Source organism: Christiangramia forsetii KT0803 (genome assembly GCF_000060345.1).
In the GTDB taxonomy this organism is placed as follows: domain Bacteria; phylum Bacteroidota; class Bacteroidia; order Flavobacteriales; family Flavobacteriaceae; genus Christiangramia; species Christiangramia forsetii.
In genome coordinates this window covers 816119-834429 of record NC_008571.1, presented here as the reverse complement: position 1 = coordinate 834429, position 18311 = coordinate 816119, and the positions used below count along the sequence as shown (strand labels likewise).

Here is an 18311-nt window from a genome sequence, read left to right as displayed (position 1 = left end):
GCTGTTTGTCTGCTTTTAATCTTTTGAATATTAAGATTTTATAGTATTTACAGAATTTCCCTTATTCATCATAATATTGTATAAATCCAGAGTGCTATTTAAGTAAACTACATTAATGTCAAAAAAACATCAAAATCCACTTTATTTTATCGCTCTCCTTCCCCCTGAAAATATCAGGGCTGAAATTGAAAATTTTAAGGTCACGATCAAAGAAAAATTTCAGGTTGAACATGCCTTAAAACTTCCGGCACATATTACGCTTCAAATACCTTTTAGAGCTTCAAAAGAACAGGAGGCTGTATTATTTCAGAAACTTGCTGCATTTTCAGAAGAAATAGCTCCTTTTAAAATTGATCTGGAGGATTTTGGAAGATTCGCTAAAAATGTAATTTTTATAAAACTTAAAGATCATGAACCTTTTATTCAGCTTCATTCTGAGCTACAAAAAACAATTAGATCTTTTATTAATCTGAAAAGTCATGAAATACCATCCAAAATCCATCCTCATATAACGATCGCGGTAAGGGACTTAAAACGAAGCAATTTTCATCCTATCTGGAATGAATTTGAACATAGGGAATATAAAAATTCTTTTATGTCTGGGAATCTGGTTCTTCTAAAACATAATGGAAAAACCTGGGATATTATAAGAACGTTTAAGTTGGCATATTAAAAATGAAATCCATTTACCTCGGTTTGGAATATTTCAATCATAATTTTCAGTACCTTAATATTATATACAATTGTTGAAAAATGAAAGCGAATTACTCAATTGCAATCCATGGTGGTGCAGGTACACTTATAAAAGGAAAAATGACACCAGATAAGGAAAAGGAATATAGAAATATCCTGCAATTGGCTTTAGATGAAAGTTTTAAGATTCTTCAGAATAAAGGCTCCGCCATAGAAGCGGTAGAGAAAGCGGTAATAATCATGGAAGACTCCCCCCTTTTCAATGCCGGAAAAGGAAGTGTATTTACGGCAGACGGCACCCACGAAATGGATGCGGCTATTATGGAAGGAAAAACCCGGAATGCTGGTGCGGTAAGTTTAATTACCGGGATTAAAAATCCCATTTCTCTCGCAAAAATGGTGATGGAAAAGAGTCCGCATGTTTTACTGGCCGGTAAAGGGGCTATGGATTTTGCCAGGCTGCATGGTTATGAACTGGAAAATGAAGATTATTTCTATGACGAATTCAGATACCAGCAGTGGCAGGAGCTTAAGGACACTACGAGGTTTCAGCTGGATCATAGTCAAGAAAAAGATTCAAAATTTGGAACCGTAGGTGCAGTTGCCTGCGATATAAATGGGGACGTTGCAGCGGCCACCTCAACCGGCGGTATGACTAATAAAAACTGGGGACGCATTGGCGACAGTCCAATTATAGGAGTGGGTAATTACGCTAATAATAACACTTGCGCCGTAAGTTGTACCGGTAGTGGGGAATACTTTATGCGTGGGGTTGTGGCATACGATGTTTCCTGTTTAATGGAATATAAAAACCTCAGTCTTAAGGAGGCTGCTGATGAAGTAATTCACCACAGACTCCCAAAATTGAAAGGTGATGGAGGGCTTATTGCGATAGATGCCAGGGGAAATATCGCCATGCCATTTAATACGGAAGGAATGTACAGAGGAAAAAAAACAGCCTACAATGACAGTTATGTGGCGATATATAGCAACTAACTATTCTGAAACCGGAGTTTCTACATGCAGAATTCTCACCTCATGTTTTAGAATATTGAATTTATCACCATAAGCGAGAATATGAGTCTTTAAATTGGTGAGCGACATCACCTCTCCTTTGGCGACAAAACTTTCATTATTATGTTCCAATTCCCCGGGATCGAAGATAATTACCATTCCGGATCCTACGACTTCTACATAATTACAATCTTTAATCACAAGTCCTGTGTTTTCTGCAAGTCCTATTCCTACGAGATGGGGAAATTTCGCCACCGCTTCAGCAAGTCTTCCAAATCTTCCTCGACGGATGAAATGAGAATCTATAATTACATTCGGTAAGAAACCCATTCCCTTACTCATTCCTACAGCACCTTTTACGAAAGCCTCTTTTTTCTTTCCTCCAATAATCATTTCCTTAGACATACACATAGCTCCAGCGCTGGTTCCTGCTATCACAATAGAGCCGTCCAGATGTTTTTCAGTTAAGATCATATGTAGACGTGTTCCCAAAATTTTCTGGGTGATTTCAGATTGGTTACCGCCTGAAAACATTACACATTGAGCATTGCGAACCATTTCTATATATTCATGGCTCTCTGCCTGGCTACGCTCTCTTATATCTGCGACCTGTACATTTGTACAGCCTAATTTCTTAAAAGCTTCCCGGTAATTCTCCCAAACTTCAGTAGGAATACTGGAAGCAGTGGGAATAACCACGATAGAGGCCTGTGGCCCGCCACTTTCCAACACCACACGGGAAAGAATACTGTCTTCAATATATTCGGTATGGTATTTTTCATTGGTTCCAATACCCTTATTTTCATTTCCACCAATAGGAATTAAGGTTCCTTTAGAATTCATTAACGTAAAATTGAGAATACTAAAATACGCTTGTTGCCTTAAATAGTCTAATTTTATTTAAATCATTACATATCAATTTGCTATACAGATGAAAATTAGAAAAATTAGGGCGATGAGGGGGCCAAATTACTGGTCGGTAAACCGGCATCAACTCATCGTAATGGTGCTGGATCTTGAAGAAATGGAAAATTATCCAACCAATAAAATCCCCGGATTCAATGAACGGATCATTAATTTATTACCAGGTTTAAAAGAACATTATTGTTCTGAGAACAGGCCCGGAGGTTTTATCACACGTCTGGAATTAGGAACCTGGATGGGCCACGTTATTGAACACGTAGCCTTAGAAATCCAAACCATGGCAGAAATGGACACGGGTTTTGGAAGGACCCGGGATTATGGTGAAAAAGGGGTTTACCATGTTGTTTTTTCATATGTTGAGGAAAATGCAGGTTTTTATGCTGCCAAGGCTGCAGTAGCTATTTGCGAAGCTTTAATTGAAGGAAAAGATTACGACTTAGATAAAGATATTCAGGAATTAAGAGAATTAAGGGAAGATGGACGCTTGGGTCCTAGCACCGAATCTATTATTAGAGAAGCCGAAAAACGAGGAATTCCATGGATCAGGCTAAACGAAAGTTCATTTTGCCAGTTGGGATATGGAGCCTGCCAGCAACGAATTCAAGCAACCGTAACCAGCAAAACCAGTAATATTGCCGTTGAAATTGCCTGTAATAAAGAAGAAACTAAATATTTATTGCAACAGGCAGCTATTAAGGTTCCGGAAGGTGAAAGCGTAAGAAATGTGGAAGAATTAAAAAGCGCTGTGAACAGTTTAGGTTTTCCGCTGGCCATAAAACCAACCGATGGAAATCATGGCAGGGGAATTACGTCAGGTATTCAAAACATGGAAGAAGCTATTAGCGCTTTTCATAATGCTGAAAAAATCTCCAATAACATTCTGGTAGAAAAGCATATTTCGGGTGCAGATTACCGCTTACTCGTGGTTAACTTTAAACTGGTTGCGGCAGCCAAACGCACACCGGCCAGTATCACGGGAGATGGAAAATCAACTATTCAGGAACTGGTAGATGAAGTGAATAGTGATCCCCGTAGAGGTTACCGGCACGAAAAAGTGCTTACCAGAATAGATTTAAATACAATTAGCCTTCAGTTGATAAAGAAAAAAGGATACGACCTACATTCAGTTTTGTCAAAAGGAGAGGTACTTCTTCTAAAAGATACGGCGAATCTTAGCACGGGAGGAACTGCAGAAGATGTGACAACCATTGTTCATTCTTCCAATATCTTTATGGCAGAAAGGATCGCCCGACTTATAGACCTCGATATTTGCGGGATAGACATCATCACCAGCGATATTAGCAAACCCATAGATGAAACCGGTGGCGCTGTAATTGAAGTGAATGCGGGACCGGGTTTTAGGATGCACTTGGCCCCCACCCTGGGACTTCCAAGAAATGTAGCGGCCCCGGTACTGGACGCGTTGTTTCCGGGGAAAAACGATACAGGAAGAATTCCACTAATCGCCATTACCGGAACCAATGGTAAAACCACTACCACAAGGCTTATAGCTCATATAGCTAAACTGAGTGGAAAACTGGTAGGCTATACTACCTCTGATGGGGTCTATATCCAAAACCGGATGGTAATGTCGGGCGATTGTACAGGACCAAAAAGTACCGAATTGGTCTTAAGGGATCCAACTATTAATTTTGCCGTGCTGGAATGTGCGCGCGGCGGACTACTTCGTTCCGGACTGGCTTTCCAGGAATCTGATATTGGCATTGTTACCAATGTGGAAGGTGACCACCTGGGACTTGGCGGTATTCATACTATAGACCAGTTGGCCAGGTTAAAATCTGTAATTCCTGAAACAGTGAAACCCGACGGTTATGCTATTTTGAATGCAGATGATGATCTGGTTTATGACATGCGACACGAACTTCGTTGCAAACTGGCACTCTTTTCTATGGATGAGAACAATCCCAGAATTAAAAGATTTCAGGAAGAAGGGGGAATTACGGCAATTTACGAAGAGGGTTATGTCACCATTACCAGTGGAGTCTGGAAAATGAGGGTGATGAAAGCCGAAGAAATTCCACTTACTTTTGAGGCCAGAGCACACTTTATGATCCAGAATATCCTACCGGCAATACTGGCGGTTCACCTTAAAGGCATTAGCATACAGGATATGAAGGCGGCGTTGCAAAGTTTTATCCCTTCAGACAGTCAAACCCCGGGCAGATTGAATTTTTTCAAATTTAGAAAATTCAGCTTTCTGCTAGATTATGCCCATAATCCTTCTGGAATGAAAGCACTTCAAAAGTTTACAGACACTTTCACTGAGTCCTATAAAATTGGAATTATCGCGGGAATTGGTGACCGACTCGAAAGGGATACGGTAAAGATTGGAAGTATTGCTGCAGAAATGTTTGATGAAATCATTATTCGAAACGACAGGGATTTGAGAGGAAAATCGGCAGATCATCTCATACAGCTTATAAAGGAAGGCATTCAAAAAATTGATCCGCTGAAGGTGGTAAGCTTAATCCCTTCTGAAACTGATGCGATTAAACAGGCTACGCAGAAGGCACCAAAAAATTCACTTATAATTTTATGTAGTGATTCTATCGTGGCATCCCTGGAACTTTTAAAAGAACTAAAAGCAAACGAGGAAAAAGAGAAGATGCATGAGGTTAAGGCTCAGAAACGGAAATATAAATTTCGGGTAAATCCAAAATCCAAAATTACCTAAGCACAACTTTAACCAGATTTTATAATAGCAGATAGCTGGTTTATTAAACTATGTCCTATATTTTAAAGGCTTGATACTGAAAATCAGTCTGTCAATAAATTCTAATCAACCAAAAAATTACAATGAAGAATCTAACAGAATTACTAGAACATGAAATAAAAGACCTTTATTCCGCAGAAAAGCAGTTACTGGAGGCTCTACCAGAAATGATCAAAGCAGCAACCAACGAAAAGCTAAAAAAAGGTTTTACCAAGCATTTAAAGGAAACCGAAAGACATCTTGAACGAATTCAGGAAGTATGTAAAGAAATGGATATAAACCCCGGAAGTACTAAGTGCAACGCAATGGCGGGTCTAATTGAGGAATGCCAGGGACTATTAAATGAAAAAAGCAATGACGCTGTTATGGATGCAGGTCTTATTGCTTGCGCCAGGAGAGTAGAGCATTATGAAATTGCCGGATATGATACAGCATACCGCTATGCTAAAGCACTAAAATTAAAATCTGTTCGTAAACTTTTAAAGAAAACGCTTAAGGAAGAAAAAAAGACCGAGAAGAAACTGAAAAAACTGGCAAAAAAGAAAATCATCAAAAAAGCGAAGGCATAGTACAAAAGTGTAATTTTAGATATTTAGCAATCCTCATTGAAATTTTTCAGTGAGGATTATATTTTTTCTACGTCATTGTAGCGGACGGGTTTCTTAATTCCTGCAAGCTTTACCAAACCTTACAGGTATAAATGATCAACCGATTTCTAAAACGATACCTACAAGGTCTAAAAAGACCTTGTAGGTATTATTGGTAAAATAAAACAGAATCAATATTTTAAAACTCTATACAGGACTATGAATCCTTCACTCCCAATTTTTCAATAATTTTTCCTACACTCAATCCCTGTACTAATATTGAGAATACTACGATAAAATAAGTTATGGTAAGAAAAAGTTCACGATGCATCTCTACAGTAAGGCTCAATGCAAGAGCAATGGAAATCCCTCCTCGAAGACCGCCCCAGGTCATAATCAAATTAGTATTTCGGACAAAATTCAGCTTTCGCTTAAAAAATTGAATTGGCACAAGTAAGGAAGCATATCTACATATAAGCACTACAGGGATTGCGAGAAGTCCGGCTAAAATATAATTTTCTTCAAAAGTCAATACCAGCATTTCCATACCAATCAAAACAAAGAGGATCGTATTTAGCAAAATATCTATCAGCTCCCAGAATTTATCTACATAAGTTTCCGTAATCTCAGACATGGTACTCAATCTTACTGTATCGTTTCCAACAATTAATCCTGCGGTTACCATAGCTAAAGGTGCTGAAAAATGAAAATGATGTGCCACTGCAGTGCCACCCATTACGGCGGCGAGTGTAATAATTACCTCGATGTCGTAATCATCTATAGATTTCATAAGTCTGTAGGTTATATAACCTAATACTCCGCCTATAGCTATTCCGCCTATTACCTCCATCCCGAATAATTCTAGGATCTCACCAATTTCTATTTCTCCTGAACTGGACGAGGCTATTTTGAAAATCGTTAAAAATACTACCACTCCTACTCCATCATTAAAAAGAGATTCTCCCACGATTTTTGTTTCCAATCGTTTCGGGGCACCGGCCTTTTTCAGAATTCCCAATACCGCAATAGGATCTGTGGGGGATATTAAGGCTCCAAAAAGTAAACAGTATATAAAATCAACCTGCATGGATACTAATTGTAGAATAAAGAACATAAGCGTACCAACTAGAAAGGTTGATACCAACACACCAATAGTAGAAAAAACTAAAACGGGCCACCTCTGAATCTTTAATTGCTCGAAATTAGTATGTAGAGCACCTGCAAATAGTAAAAAGCTCAACATAACATCCAATAATACTGTTTGAAAGTCTATACTGGTAATGATCTCTTTTTCGGCATTTAGCAAGGTATCGTCAAAGGCACTTATTCCTAGAACGATTAAACTAAAAACTATGGTTATAAGCATTAAGCCTATGCTATTAGGTAGTTTTAAGAACTTAACATTGATGAAGCCAAATATGGAAGCCAGGCAAACAAGTATGGTAGTAATTAAAAAATATTCCATTTAATAAACTGGTATTTATGAACTCTGAAAAGATTTTACTATAAATGCTTCTTAAAACTTCAAAATAAGTATTATACAGATTCTACTGCTGGTAAGATATAGAAATAAATACTTACAAAATGGGCGAAGGTTCCCAGAAGTACGAAAATGTGAAAAATAGCGTGATTAAATGAAATTTTATTCAGCATAAAAAATACCGCTCCAATTGTATATGAAATACCTCCGGCAAAAAGCCACTGCAATCCAGGAGTCGATAAATTTTCAATCAAAGGATTTAATGCAAAAATTATAAGCCAACCCATAGCTACATACATAATGGTTGATAGTAATTGATAACGTCCTGCGTAAAATAATTTTAAAATTACCCCTACCAGTGCCATAAGCCATACCACCCATAATATGATCCATCCCGTAGTTCCATTCAACGTAATCAAGGCAAAAGGGGTATAAGTACCTGCAATAAGAATATAGATAGCCGCATGATCCAGAATGTTCAGTTTCATTCGGAGTCGATGTGTTTTAGCACTATGATAAAAAGTAGATGCAGCGTATACTAAAACCATACTTGCTCCAAAAATAATAAAGCTGATTAGGTGTATATGTTCCCCTATTTCCAGAGCTTTGAGAATGAGCATTACCAGAGCTACAATACTCAAAATAAACCCAATTCCATGTGATAGGATATTTAGTTTTTCTTCTTTGGGAGGATAATATTTCGGCTTTTTAATCTTGCCCATTTTTCAATTAGAAATGTAACTTTAATTTAATTGAAAATTAGATTCTTTACAATAGAACAATTTTAAAAACTTAGTTAATTATATGGAGGGAAATAAATTTTATTTTATGATACAAAAAAGTGGTTCTATATAAAACCCTATTCTGGAATCTTAATAATCGTTTCTACCCCTTTTCCATCTTCCTTATTTCTAATTTCGAAAAAGTAATTTGTTTTATAAAGATTGTGTAGCCTGTCATCTATATTCTTTAAGCCCACCCCTTTCTGCATTAACTGGCTATGGGTTTCTGATACCGGAGCACCGTCATTTTCTACTTTTACGACCAGCATTTTATCTTCCTGGTATATAAATACATTAATATTTAAATCTGTATGATCGTAAGAATATCCATGCTTGATTGAATTTTCTATCACCGGTTGAAGTAGCATTGCAGGTACTTTCTTCAGCATTAAAGATTCGTCAATATCTTTCGTGATAGTTAGGTGATCTGAAAACCTGACGTTTACAATGTTTAAATAATATTCCAGAATTCTCAATTCTTCATCCAAAGTAATCCTGTTACGGTCACTGTTATAAAGTATTTCTCGTAAAAAGTCACTTAAATCTGCAATCGTGTCTTTCGCTTTGTTTGCATCCATATCTGTTAAGACTGCGATAGAGTTAAGTGTATTAAAGAGAAAATGTGGCTGCAATTGGGAGGATAACATTTTCATTCTCGTATTCACCAATTGCGATTCCAGTTTAGAATGTTGCTTTTCTGCTTCTTTAACCTGTCTCAAATAATAATACGTGTAAATGATAAAAATCATCGCAAAATAGATCAGAAAGTTTAGATCTATCACATAAATAAAAGCATTGATACTTTTTCTTAGATTGAAATCAGCTATTTCAATATGTCCGGCGATAATAGAATAAAAGTCGAAAATAAGTCGAATGATCAGGCCTATAAGAATTGAAAAGAGCGTGTGAATAGAGATGATCTTAACCCAGGGGTAATTTTTGTTTAGAAATCGTTTGGTGCTAATGGCTATAAGCGTCATATAACTCACCACAATCACATAATCAAAAAGTAGATTATGTACTAAGAATTCTGACCACATAAAATTTTCTACTCCCTCTGGCGACTTCATATAGGTCCGCATATAGGCGACCTTCACAATTAATACCAGGTCAAACATCAAATAGAATCCTGCCAGTAATAAAACCAGTTTGAAATCTATGTACTTCTTTTTGAGTGTTGAGAGGCTCATCTTAAATTCCTATTTTTTCCAGAAACTCCTTTTTGTGGGACTTACTGACGTGTAATAGTTTACCATCGGTCATTTTTGCGTCTATTTCAGAATAATCTGAATGTATAATTTCATTTACATACTTAAGGTTCGCGATAGTAGATCTATGTATTCTCACGAAGGTATTGCTATCGAGTATTTCCGAGAGATTATTTAAAGATTCCCGCAGCACATATTTTTTTGAATCTACAAAGATCTCGGCGTAATAACCTGAAGCCTGGATGTATAAAATATGGTTAGGGTCTACCAGAGCTGTCTTATTACCTTGTTTTACCGGTATTTTTTGTACTGAATTAAGTTGAAGTCCGCCCTTAGAATATTCATGAAAAAATTCTACCAGACGTTTTTCAAAAGTAACATTTGCTTCTGTTTTCGTAGTTTCAAGCACTTTATTGATGGTTTTAAAAAATCGCTGATCTTTAAATGGTTTTAATAGGAAGTCAAATGCTTCCGCATCAAAAGCCTTCAAAGCGTAATTATCATAGGCTGTTACAAAAATAACAATGGGTTTAGGTGAAATTTCAACTTGCTTCAGCACTTCAAATCCATTCATATCTTTCATATTGATATCAAGGAAAACGAGATCTGGCTTATCTGTATTTATTCTTTCAATAGCGGTGCGTCCATTGGAACATTCACCAATAACTTCTATTTTCTCTACATCTTCCAGTAGATTTAGAACTCTCCTTCTGGCCAGTTCTTCGTCGTCAATTACAAGTGCTTTCATGCTTTACACAATAGTTTGATAAATACAATTTAAAACTATTTGAACTTCTTTACTGAAAATTTCTCATTTTCGTTAATTCATCAATAGAGTTACTTAGTTTTTATCATAAAATTTCATTACTTAATTTGAAATAAAAGGCTATCAAAATTGAGATTTTGATAGCCCCTGCATAAAACTCAAACAACTAAATTTAAAAATGCAATACTAATTATTAACTGCTACTGAATTTCTGGAAACAGATCTTGGATTCAGTTTGATGCTTCGTTTTTGATTGCCATTATCAAGCTTTATTTTGTAAACTTCTTTCTCAACAAGGTCTCCTCTACCTGAGGCGATGTATTTATTTGAAGTCATGGTCCAACCTTTGTTAGTCATATATACTTCTCTCCTTACATCAAGTGGTAAAACGATATCCTTAAATTTTTGATAGGTTTTAACCAATTCCCCTTCTTGATTGAAGTTGGCAGATAAATGCCCTTTTTTACTTCTAAATGTTACCAGGTAAGATGTGTATTTATCTCCTTCAAATTCGGTGATGAAATTATTGATGTCAAAATTAGCTTTCATAAATCCGATAGCATCTTTGGTGAATTCTCCTGCGTATGCTTCTTCTACTTTATAGGAGAAACTATCTCCAATTTGTGTAATCTTGGCGTCAAGTGGTGCAAATCCTACTTTGGCTTCTTCCAGTTGAGTAATCTTCTGTTCTTGTGCGTGTCCTACAACGGTCACAGCAACTAATAATAAAGAAAAAATTAATGTTCTCATGATGAATGTTTTTTAAATGAATAATGATTTTCTAACTGTCAATTAATTGATTAATGAAATAATTATAATGCTAATTTACAGTAGATTACCCTGTATCTTAGTAGAATGATTTCAGTAGCTGAACTATAGTATCCAGATGCTCAATAATAGATTTTAACCCAAATTAAAATGACTACAGCTTAAATTTTTCTGGTTTTAGGCACTTACCGCTTCTAAGAGGTTATTCACCGTTTTTAACCATCATATTAAATCAGTCTACCTGTATTATTGGCTTTCAATACCTTCGTAAATGTTTTTATATCTTTCCTGAGAATTTTCCATTTTTAAAAGATTTCTAAACCCAATTATGAGAACTACTCGATATATAGAATTAGCTTTTAAAAAATTAATACCTGCACCTTTTACTCTTGCAGTTCTTCTCACTTTATTTACTATCGCCATGGCTTTTCTATTCACCGGTAAGACCAATGGCGAGTCCATGATAAATATTCTTAAATTCTGGCAGAACGGAATGTGGGATCCTGCACTCCTTGTATTTGCAGTTCAAATGATGCTGATCCTGGTATTAGGACATGTTCTGGTACTTACAAGGCCTGTTTCATGGATCACTGAAAAATTAACCAGTATCGTAAAAGACAATGCCAGCGCGGTTGTTATGGTTTCGGTGTCTACTATGCTTGTAGCTTTCTTTAATTGGGGTCTGGGACTTATTTTTGGAGCAATTATGGCGAGAAAAGTTGGAGAAGCCGCCAGAGACCGTGGGTTTAAAATCAACTATCCTTTGGTTGGCGCTGCTGGATATGTGGGTCTTATGGTATGGCACGGTGGAATTAGCGGGAGCGCTCCTTTAAAAGCTGCGGAAAGCGGGCATATTAAATCATTATTTTCAGGAAAGGGAAGTGAGAATCTTGTCCAACAATTGCCTGATAGTATCCCAACAGAAACCACCATTTTTGCCGATTGGAACCTAATCCTTTTTGGAGTTCTACTTGTTCTGGTTCCTATGCTACTCTGGGTGGTTAGCAAAAAAACTGAAACATCATACGTTGAGTTACTAGCTGAAAAAGAAATTAAAAGAAACTCAATTATAGAAGGTGCAGAAAAACTTGATCATTCTAAATACTTAAGCCTGATATTTGGGATTCTACTAATAACTGCTTTTTTGTTTAGTTATGGTTCCAACCTTCTCGCCGGAAACCTTACACCTAACATGCTAAACTTTTTTATGTTAGGCCTTTGAGTCTTACTTCATGGTTCATTTGTTTCATTTCTCAATGCCCTGGACGAAGCCATTGGTGGAGCGGCCGCTATTTTAATTCAATTCCCTCTCTATTTCGGAATTATGGGTATTATGAAAGAAACAGGAGTTGTGGGTGATATTGCAGGTTTTTTCTCAAGTATCGCTACAGATATTAGCTTACCTGTCTATACATTTTTTAGTGCAGGTCTCGTGAATATATTTGTACCTAGTGGAGGTGGCCAGTGGGCGGTACAGGGACCAATTGTTATTGAAAGTGCTTTAAAACTGGGTGTTCCGCTTAACAAAGCTATTATGGCTTTTGCCTATGGCGATCAAATTACAAATATGCTTCAACCATTTTGGGCATTACCCCTATTGGCGATCACAAAATTGAAAGCCCGGGAAATTCTTCCATACACCTTGATGTTAATGCTATTGGGAATATTCGTTTATATTGGAGGTCTACTTATAATTTAAAGAAATATTTCATTCTTCAGCTAGGTAAAAAAAGGACAAAAAAAAGGCTAACTAAAATATTTAAACCATTTTCCAGTTAGCCTTCGCAATCATTGTTTAACCAATAATTACAAGATAAATATAGTTAGATATTTTCATATCTTGAGTTAAGTGAAAGCCAAAATTTCCTAATTAAATATTAAAAATTCCTCAAAAAACGGGGAGAACTATAAATGTGTTGCCAGCTTCTAGTTTAGAAATTCTGAAAACGATCTCCCTGAAAAGTTTCTTCCATATTATGCCTCTTACAGAATATAATCTGTACTCACGAAATTTGAACTTTTACTATCGAGTAATTTTCTCAGAATTTCATTATTATACTTTTTATCCTTACTGGCAACAAAGGTTCTTATAGAAAAAGATCTTAAAGCATCATGAACACTTAGCGTTCCCACAGCAGAATCCTTTCTTCCTGTAAATGGAAATACATCCGGTCCTCTCTGGCAGGAGCTATTTAAGTTAACTCTGCACACCAGGTTCACTAATGTATCAATTAACGGAGCAATCTTATCTATTCCTGTTCCGAAGAGACTCACCTGCTGACCGTAATTAGAATCGGAAATTTCATCCAGTAATTTTTCAATAGAATTGAATGGCTTTATCGGAATTACCGGACCAAATTGTTCCTCTTTATAAACCTGCATATCTTCGGTCACCGGATAAAGAACAGCGGGGAAAATATAATTTTCTGACGTTGCTCCACCTCGTTCATTCAATATTTTAGCTCCTTTTTTCTGCGCATCGTCTATTAATTCCTGGATATATTTAGGTTTATCGGGTTCTGGAAGTGGTGTAAGCATCACATTTTCATTCCACGGATTCCCAAACTTTAATTCATCTACTCGTTTCGCAAATCTCTTGTTGAATTCTTCCTGCACTTCTTCATGAACATATAAAATCTTTAAAGCCGTACATCGCTGTCCATTAAAGGAAAGTGTTCCCGAAATGCATTCTTCTATTGCCAGATCAAGATCTGCATCTGGTAAAATAATTCCCGGATTCTTAGCTTCCAGTCCCAGAACCAGCCTAAGTCTGTTTTTATAAGGATGCTGATCCTGTAAAGCGATTGCCGATTTACTGTTTCCTATCAACGCAAGAACATCAATTCTACCGGTTTGCATAATTGGAGCTGCCACTACTCTACCCCTACCATAAATTACATTCACTACTCCTTTTGGAAATGAACTTTGGAACGCTTCTAATAATGGAGACAACAACAATACCCCATGTTTAGCGGGTTTAAAAACCACCGTATTCCCCATGATCAAAGCCGGGATCAATAACGCAAAGGTTTCATTTAAAGGATAGTTGTAAGGACCAAGACATAAAACTACTCCAAGAGGACCTCGTCTAATATGTGCATAAACCCCATCCTTTTCATGGAATTTAGCGCTATCACGATCAAGTTTTTTATAATCTTCAATAGTATCTTTAATATACTCAACGGTACGGTCAAATTCCTTCTGAGAATCAGGGAGGGATTTACCTATTTCCCACATAAGATATTTTACAACTTTCTCACGTTTGGTTTTCATTTGTTCCACAAAATCCTCCATACAGGAGATCCTGTCTGCCACTTTCATCGTTGGCCAGTCTCCCTGTCCTTTGGCATAAGCATCACACGCCGAATTCAACACCTCAAGAGCTGTCTTCTCATCCATATGCGGAACAGTTCCCAATAGCGTTGGCTTATAATCATCTGTAGAAGATATTGTGGAATAAACCTCATCGGTCTTACCTTTCCATTTAATCAACTCACCATTGGAGAGATAGGTTTCCTGGTTTAATTGATCGGTTATTTGAAATTCTTGTGGAATCTGAATATTCATAATGTTCTTTTTGGTGGGTTTATTTTTTCCTGGCAGGGATTTTCGCCCTTCGTCAGGTTCATGTAAATACTAATACAAAACTCTAAACCTAATGGTCCCCTGAATTCCTTTTAGTTCCTTGATCACATCAGCATCATATGCCTTGTCTATATCTGTGATCACGTATCCTACAGTTTCATTGGTTTTAAGATATTGCCCAACGATATTAATATCGTGTGCAGCCAGAATTTTATTAATATGTGCAATGATTCCTGGTTTATTGTGGTGAATATGAATGAGTCTATGTGCGTTCTCCAGTATAGGTAACTGCAAATTCGGGAAGTTTACCGAGTTGGTAGTTCCACCTGTATTGATATAATTAATAATCTTACCCGGAACAAAATTACCAATATTTACCTGTGCCTCTTCAGTGCTTCCACCTATGTGTGGAGTGAGAATAAGATTTGGCAAACCTCTTAAAGTAGACTCAAATTCATCCTGATTGGTCTTTGGCTCTTTTGGGAATACATCCACTCCCGCTCCGGTAATTTTACCAGATTCCATGTGTTTTCTTAACGCATCAACATCTACTACCTGACCCCTGGCAAGATTCAGGAATATAGAGCCTTCCTTCATCCAACCAAATTCCTTATCACCTATCATGTTCTTGTTTTCATCCCTTCCATCCACATGAAGGGTAACAATATCAACTTTCTCAAATAATTCCTGAAGGCTACTACATTTGGTTGCGTTTCCCAGTGCGAGTTTCTCAACCAAATCGTAATAATAAACATCAAAACCTACCGCTTCGGCCACCACAGAAAGTTGTGCGCCGATATTACCATAACCTACAATTCCGAGTTTTTTACCTCTAATCTCATAACTTCCTTTGGCAGATTTGTTCCATTCCCCATTATGCATCTCTGCAATACGGTCTGGTAGGTTTCTCATTAATAAAATGATCTCACCAATGGCCAGTTCAACCACAGATCTTGTGTTACTGAAGGGAGCATTGAAAACCGCAACTCCTTTTTTAAGACAGGTTTCAAGATCTATTTGATTGGTACCAATACAAAAAGCTCCTACGGCAATAAGTCGGTTTGCATTCTCAAGAACCTTTGCCGTTAGATTGGTTTTAGATCGAATTCCTAAAACTGATACATCTTTAATCTTTTCAGCAAGTTCATCTTCATCTAAGGCACCAGAAATCGTAGACACATTATAGCCTTCATTTTTCATAATGGCCACGGCATCTGCATGCACATTTTCTAATAAAAGAACTTTTATTCGGTTTTTTGGATAAGAAATAGCTTTGTTCATTTTATGAAGGTATAAGAATTCATCAAGACTTGGCGTGATATGGTCTGCTTTATCAAGAACATTATCCCGCTCTATATTTTCAGTAAAAGCGTAGAACTTATTTGCCAATCCCGCTGCTTTTATTTCGTAATCATTATAGCCGTCACCAATAACGTAAACATCACCCTTCAAGCCCATTTGTTTTAGAAGCTCCACTTTCCCATTATTAGAAGAAAGCACGTTATCCTGATCAAAACCGGTAATATTCCCATCTTTATCAAAAGAAAAGGTATTGGCATACACATTGGTTTCTTTCACTCCCAGTTCACTTACAATAGGAACTATAACCTCTTTAAAGCCGTTAGAAATAATATAAATGTTATCCCTGTGTTCTTTAAAAAACTCTTCATTCCTAACAAAGGAAACTGAGACCATATTTTTCAGCTTTTCAACAAGCTCTGGAAGAGCATTTTTATTTGCTTCCAGAATCTCCAATCTCTTTTCCAGGGATTCTCTAAATGCGAGTTTTCCTCCCATTGCAAGATCTGTGAGGTCCTTTAGTTCCTGCAGCTTTTCCTTTTTTTTAGGGTTATTCGCCAGAGATATCTCTCCGAGTACATCCAGCGCTTCTACCTGAGTAAAAGTACTGTCGAAATCAATTACAAAATGCCTTTTATTTTCCATACTCCTGTTGAAAATTCTAAAAATGAATTAGTAAAACTAAAGCTTTTTGAATCATTAAAAAACAGTGTTTTATGCCTAAAAACATTCAATTATACAATTTGCAATAAATGGCTTCAAAATCTCCGATTCCGAAAATTTAGATCATATTGAGAGCTATTTTTGCATAAAGTTTATAAAATGAATTCAAATTATTTTAAACAAAAAAAGCCGGATCTGTATCCGACTTTTTGTTTGGGCTAATTCAATGATTAAAAATTAATTATTGAACAAATAGTTTTTTAAAGCTTTATTTTTCCAAGCATACCTCCTTTTTTTCTTTTATATATATACGTCAAAACATATTCCACAGTTTTTCAGAAAAGAACTCTATTCATTAAATAATTAACGTAATCACATTATTTTCACCGTATTAATGAATATTTTAAACTTAGAGCATCTAAAAACAGATGATTTTATTTCTGAAATAAATATTGTTTTGTTGGAAACACTTCTTTCACAGCTTCTCTTTAGTATATTTATAATCTCAATAAACCACCTATGGAAAAAAAGATCCTGATCCCTACCAATTTCTCCAAACATTCCTGGAATGCGCTCATTTTTTCAATGAACCTTTTTAAAAAATATTCCTGTACATTCTATTTGATCAATGTTTACCATTCACAGAGGTTTTTAAGCGAGGCTATTCCGTTAAATAAAAATAATGATGAGGAGCCTACAGGAAAAGAGGCTTCAGAAAAAGGTCTGGAAAGGATCATGCAGGGACTTAGTTTCAGAAAAGAAAATCCGAATCATAATTTCGAAACTATTTCTTTCCAGGGAAATCTGGTGGAAGGTATTCAGGAGAATGCAGATAAATTTGGTGTAGATCTTATTATTCTGGGATCCCGCGGTGATTCAGTTCATATAAATTCTTCGGAAGATATTTCAAAAATTACCGAAGATGTGGAACAATGTCCAATCCTGGTGATTCCTGAAGTCTATGAGTGGAAAGCCCTTACAAATACAGAGATCGTTTTTCCGACCAATCTCCGCATTCCCTTTAAACAAAAAGAATTACTCGCGCTAATAGATTTCGCAAGAAGTATGGGAGCGACCGTTCGGGTACTATACATTAATACTGAAAATAAAAAGCTTAGTCCAGAACAGGAAGAAAATAAGGAGGAGTTAGAACATCATTTAACAGGGGTTTACCATAGCTTCCATATGTTAACACAAACTACGGCTGCAACTGGGGTACATTTATTTATAGAAAGTCGGGAAAGTAATTTCCTGGCATTATATCAAAGAAAGCAGGGGTTCTTTTCCAGACTTTTTTCAAAATCTGTAGTTAGCGAAATCGCATTTGATCCAAAATTACCTGTGTTGATCTTAAAAGAAGTAAAATAAAAAAACAAAGGGAACATAAATGAATATTTCACATTAACTGCTCCCTTTGCATCGTCATAATCTTCATTCAGCATTATCTGAATAATCAACAGGTATAATCTCAGCTCTAATTAAAGATAGCACCCTGAACGACTTTTTAAAGATACTAAATTAATTTGTTGATTTTCAATTTAATAGATACTTTTTTTGGTTAAAAAAATATTATTATACCTCCATATTTGTTTAATGAATGGGTAGGTTCCTAATTATTAATTTCAATCCAAAATTCAATTTAAATATAATAACTTGCCTTAAAATCTCTCTGGAGACATTTATACAAAAACCTGAAAAATTGCTTAATTTACTTGTAGATTTAACAAATTCTTATTCTCCAGGTTAACCTATATCAAGTTATATTTAGCCGTGAAGCTTTAAATTTGTAGTAATAAAAATTAAAATAA

General features: G+C 36.2%; 13 protein-coding genes and 1 pseudogene. 6 read left to right on the top strand and 8 right to left on the bottom strand.

The genetic code is table 11. From position 1 onward, the window contains the following. The first annotated feature begins 115 nt into the window (after positions 1-115). Together GFO_RS03545 and GFO_RS03540 are read left to right on the top strand one after the other, a co-directional pair. Positions 116-673: a 2'-5' RNA ligase family protein gene (locus GFO_RS03545; protein ID WP_011708662.1), complete on the top strand. Its 558-nt coding sequence runs from the start codon at positions 116-118 to the stop codon at positions 671-673. A gap of 80 nt (positions 674-753) precedes the next feature. After that, positions 754-1689 carry an isoaspartyl peptidase/L-asparaginase family protein gene (locus tag GFO_RS03540; protein WP_011708661.1) on the top strand — a complete coding sequence of 312 codons (936 nt, stop codon included), beginning with the start codon at positions 754-756 and terminating at the stop codon, positions 1687-1689. Here the strand turns inward: GFO_RS03540 and GFO_RS03535 are convergent, their stop codons facing one another. Then, positions 1690-2550 carry a cyanophycinase gene (locus GFO_RS03535; protein ID WP_011708660.1) on the bottom strand — a complete coding sequence of 287 codons (861 nt, stop codon included), beginning with the start codon at positions 2548-2550 and terminating at the stop codon, positions 1690-1692. A gap of 88 nt (positions 2551-2638) precedes the next feature. Between GFO_RS03535 and cphA the strand changes: the two genes are divergently transcribed. Both cphA and GFO_RS03525 read left to right on the top strand, forming a co-directional pair. After that, positions 2639-5326 carry a cyanophycin synthetase gene (gene cphA / locus GFO_RS03530; protein ID WP_011708659.1) on the top strand — a complete coding sequence of 896 codons (2688 nt, stop codon included), beginning with the start codon at positions 2639-2641 and terminating at the stop codon, positions 5324-5326. A gap of 122 nt (positions 5327-5448) precedes the next feature. Then, complete coding sequence (locus GFO_RS03525; RefSeq protein WP_011708658.1) at positions 5449-5934, top strand: ferritin-like domain-containing protein; 486 nt, start codon at positions 5449-5451, stop codon at positions 5932-5934. A gap of 235 nt (positions 5935-6169) precedes the next feature. On the opposite strand, the gene GFO_RS03520 is transcribed toward GFO_RS03525, so the two are convergent. From GFO_RS03520 to GFO_RS03500, 5 genes are all read right to left on the bottom strand, one after another. Then, positions 6170-7417, bottom strand: coding sequence for a cation:proton antiporter (locus tag GFO_RS03520; RefSeq protein WP_011708657.1), 1248 nt, complete (start codon positions 7415-7417; stop codon positions 6170-6172). Positions 7418-7488: 71 nt separating this feature from the next. Continuing rightward, positions 7489-8154, bottom strand: a complete 666-nt coding sequence (gene trhA, locus GFO_RS03515) for a PAQR family membrane homeostasis protein TrhA (protein WP_011708656.1) — start codon at positions 8152-8154, stop codon at positions 7489-7491. A gap of 137 nt (positions 8155-8291) precedes the next feature. Then, on the bottom strand, positions 8292-9404 hold the full coding sequence (locus tag GFO_RS03510) for a sensor histidine kinase (protein WP_011708655.1): 1113 nt from the start codon (positions 9402-9404) through the stop codon (positions 8292-8294). Position 9405: 1 nt separating this feature from the next. Next, positions 9406-10170 (bottom strand): LytR/AlgR family response regulator transcription factor, encoded by a 765-nt coding sequence (locus GFO_RS03505; protein ID WP_011708654.1) that lies wholly within the window; start codon positions 10168-10170, stop codon positions 9406-9408. 204 nt (positions 10171-10374) lie between these two features. Then, complete coding sequence (locus tag GFO_RS03500) at positions 10375-10938, bottom strand: hypothetical protein (protein ID WP_011708653.1); 564 nt, start codon at positions 10936-10938, stop codon at positions 10375-10377. Positions 10939-11284: 346 nt separating this feature from the next. On the opposite strand from GFO_RS03500, the pseudogene GFO_RS03495 reads away from it, so the two are divergent. Then, positions 11285-12655: pseudogene (locus GFO_RS03495) on the top strand (short-chain fatty acid transporter). Between the two features lie 284 nt (positions 12656-12939). On the opposite strand, the gene GFO_RS03490 reads toward GFO_RS03495, so the two are convergent. Both GFO_RS03490 and serA read right to left on the bottom strand, forming a co-directional pair. Further along, the gene (locus tag GFO_RS03490; RefSeq protein WP_011708649.1) at positions 12940-14523 is read right to left on the bottom strand and encodes an NADP-dependent glyceraldehyde-3-phosphate dehydrogenase; all 1584 of its coding nucleotides are present in this window, start codon (positions 14521-14523) and stop codon (positions 12940-12942) included. Positions 14524-14592: 69 nt separating this feature from the next. After that, positions 14593-16485 (bottom strand): phosphoglycerate dehydrogenase, encoded by a 1893-nt coding sequence (gene serA, locus GFO_RS03485; protein WP_011708648.1) that lies wholly within the window; start codon positions 16483-16485, stop codon positions 14593-14595. Positions 16486-17022: 537 nt separating this feature from the next. Between serA and GFO_RS03480 the strand changes: the two genes are divergently transcribed. Next, positions 17023-17871 (top strand): universal stress protein, encoded by an 849-nt coding sequence (locus GFO_RS03480; protein WP_011708647.1) that lies wholly within the window; start codon positions 17023-17025, stop codon positions 17869-17871. The last annotated feature ends 440 nt before the right edge of the window (positions 17872-18311 follow it).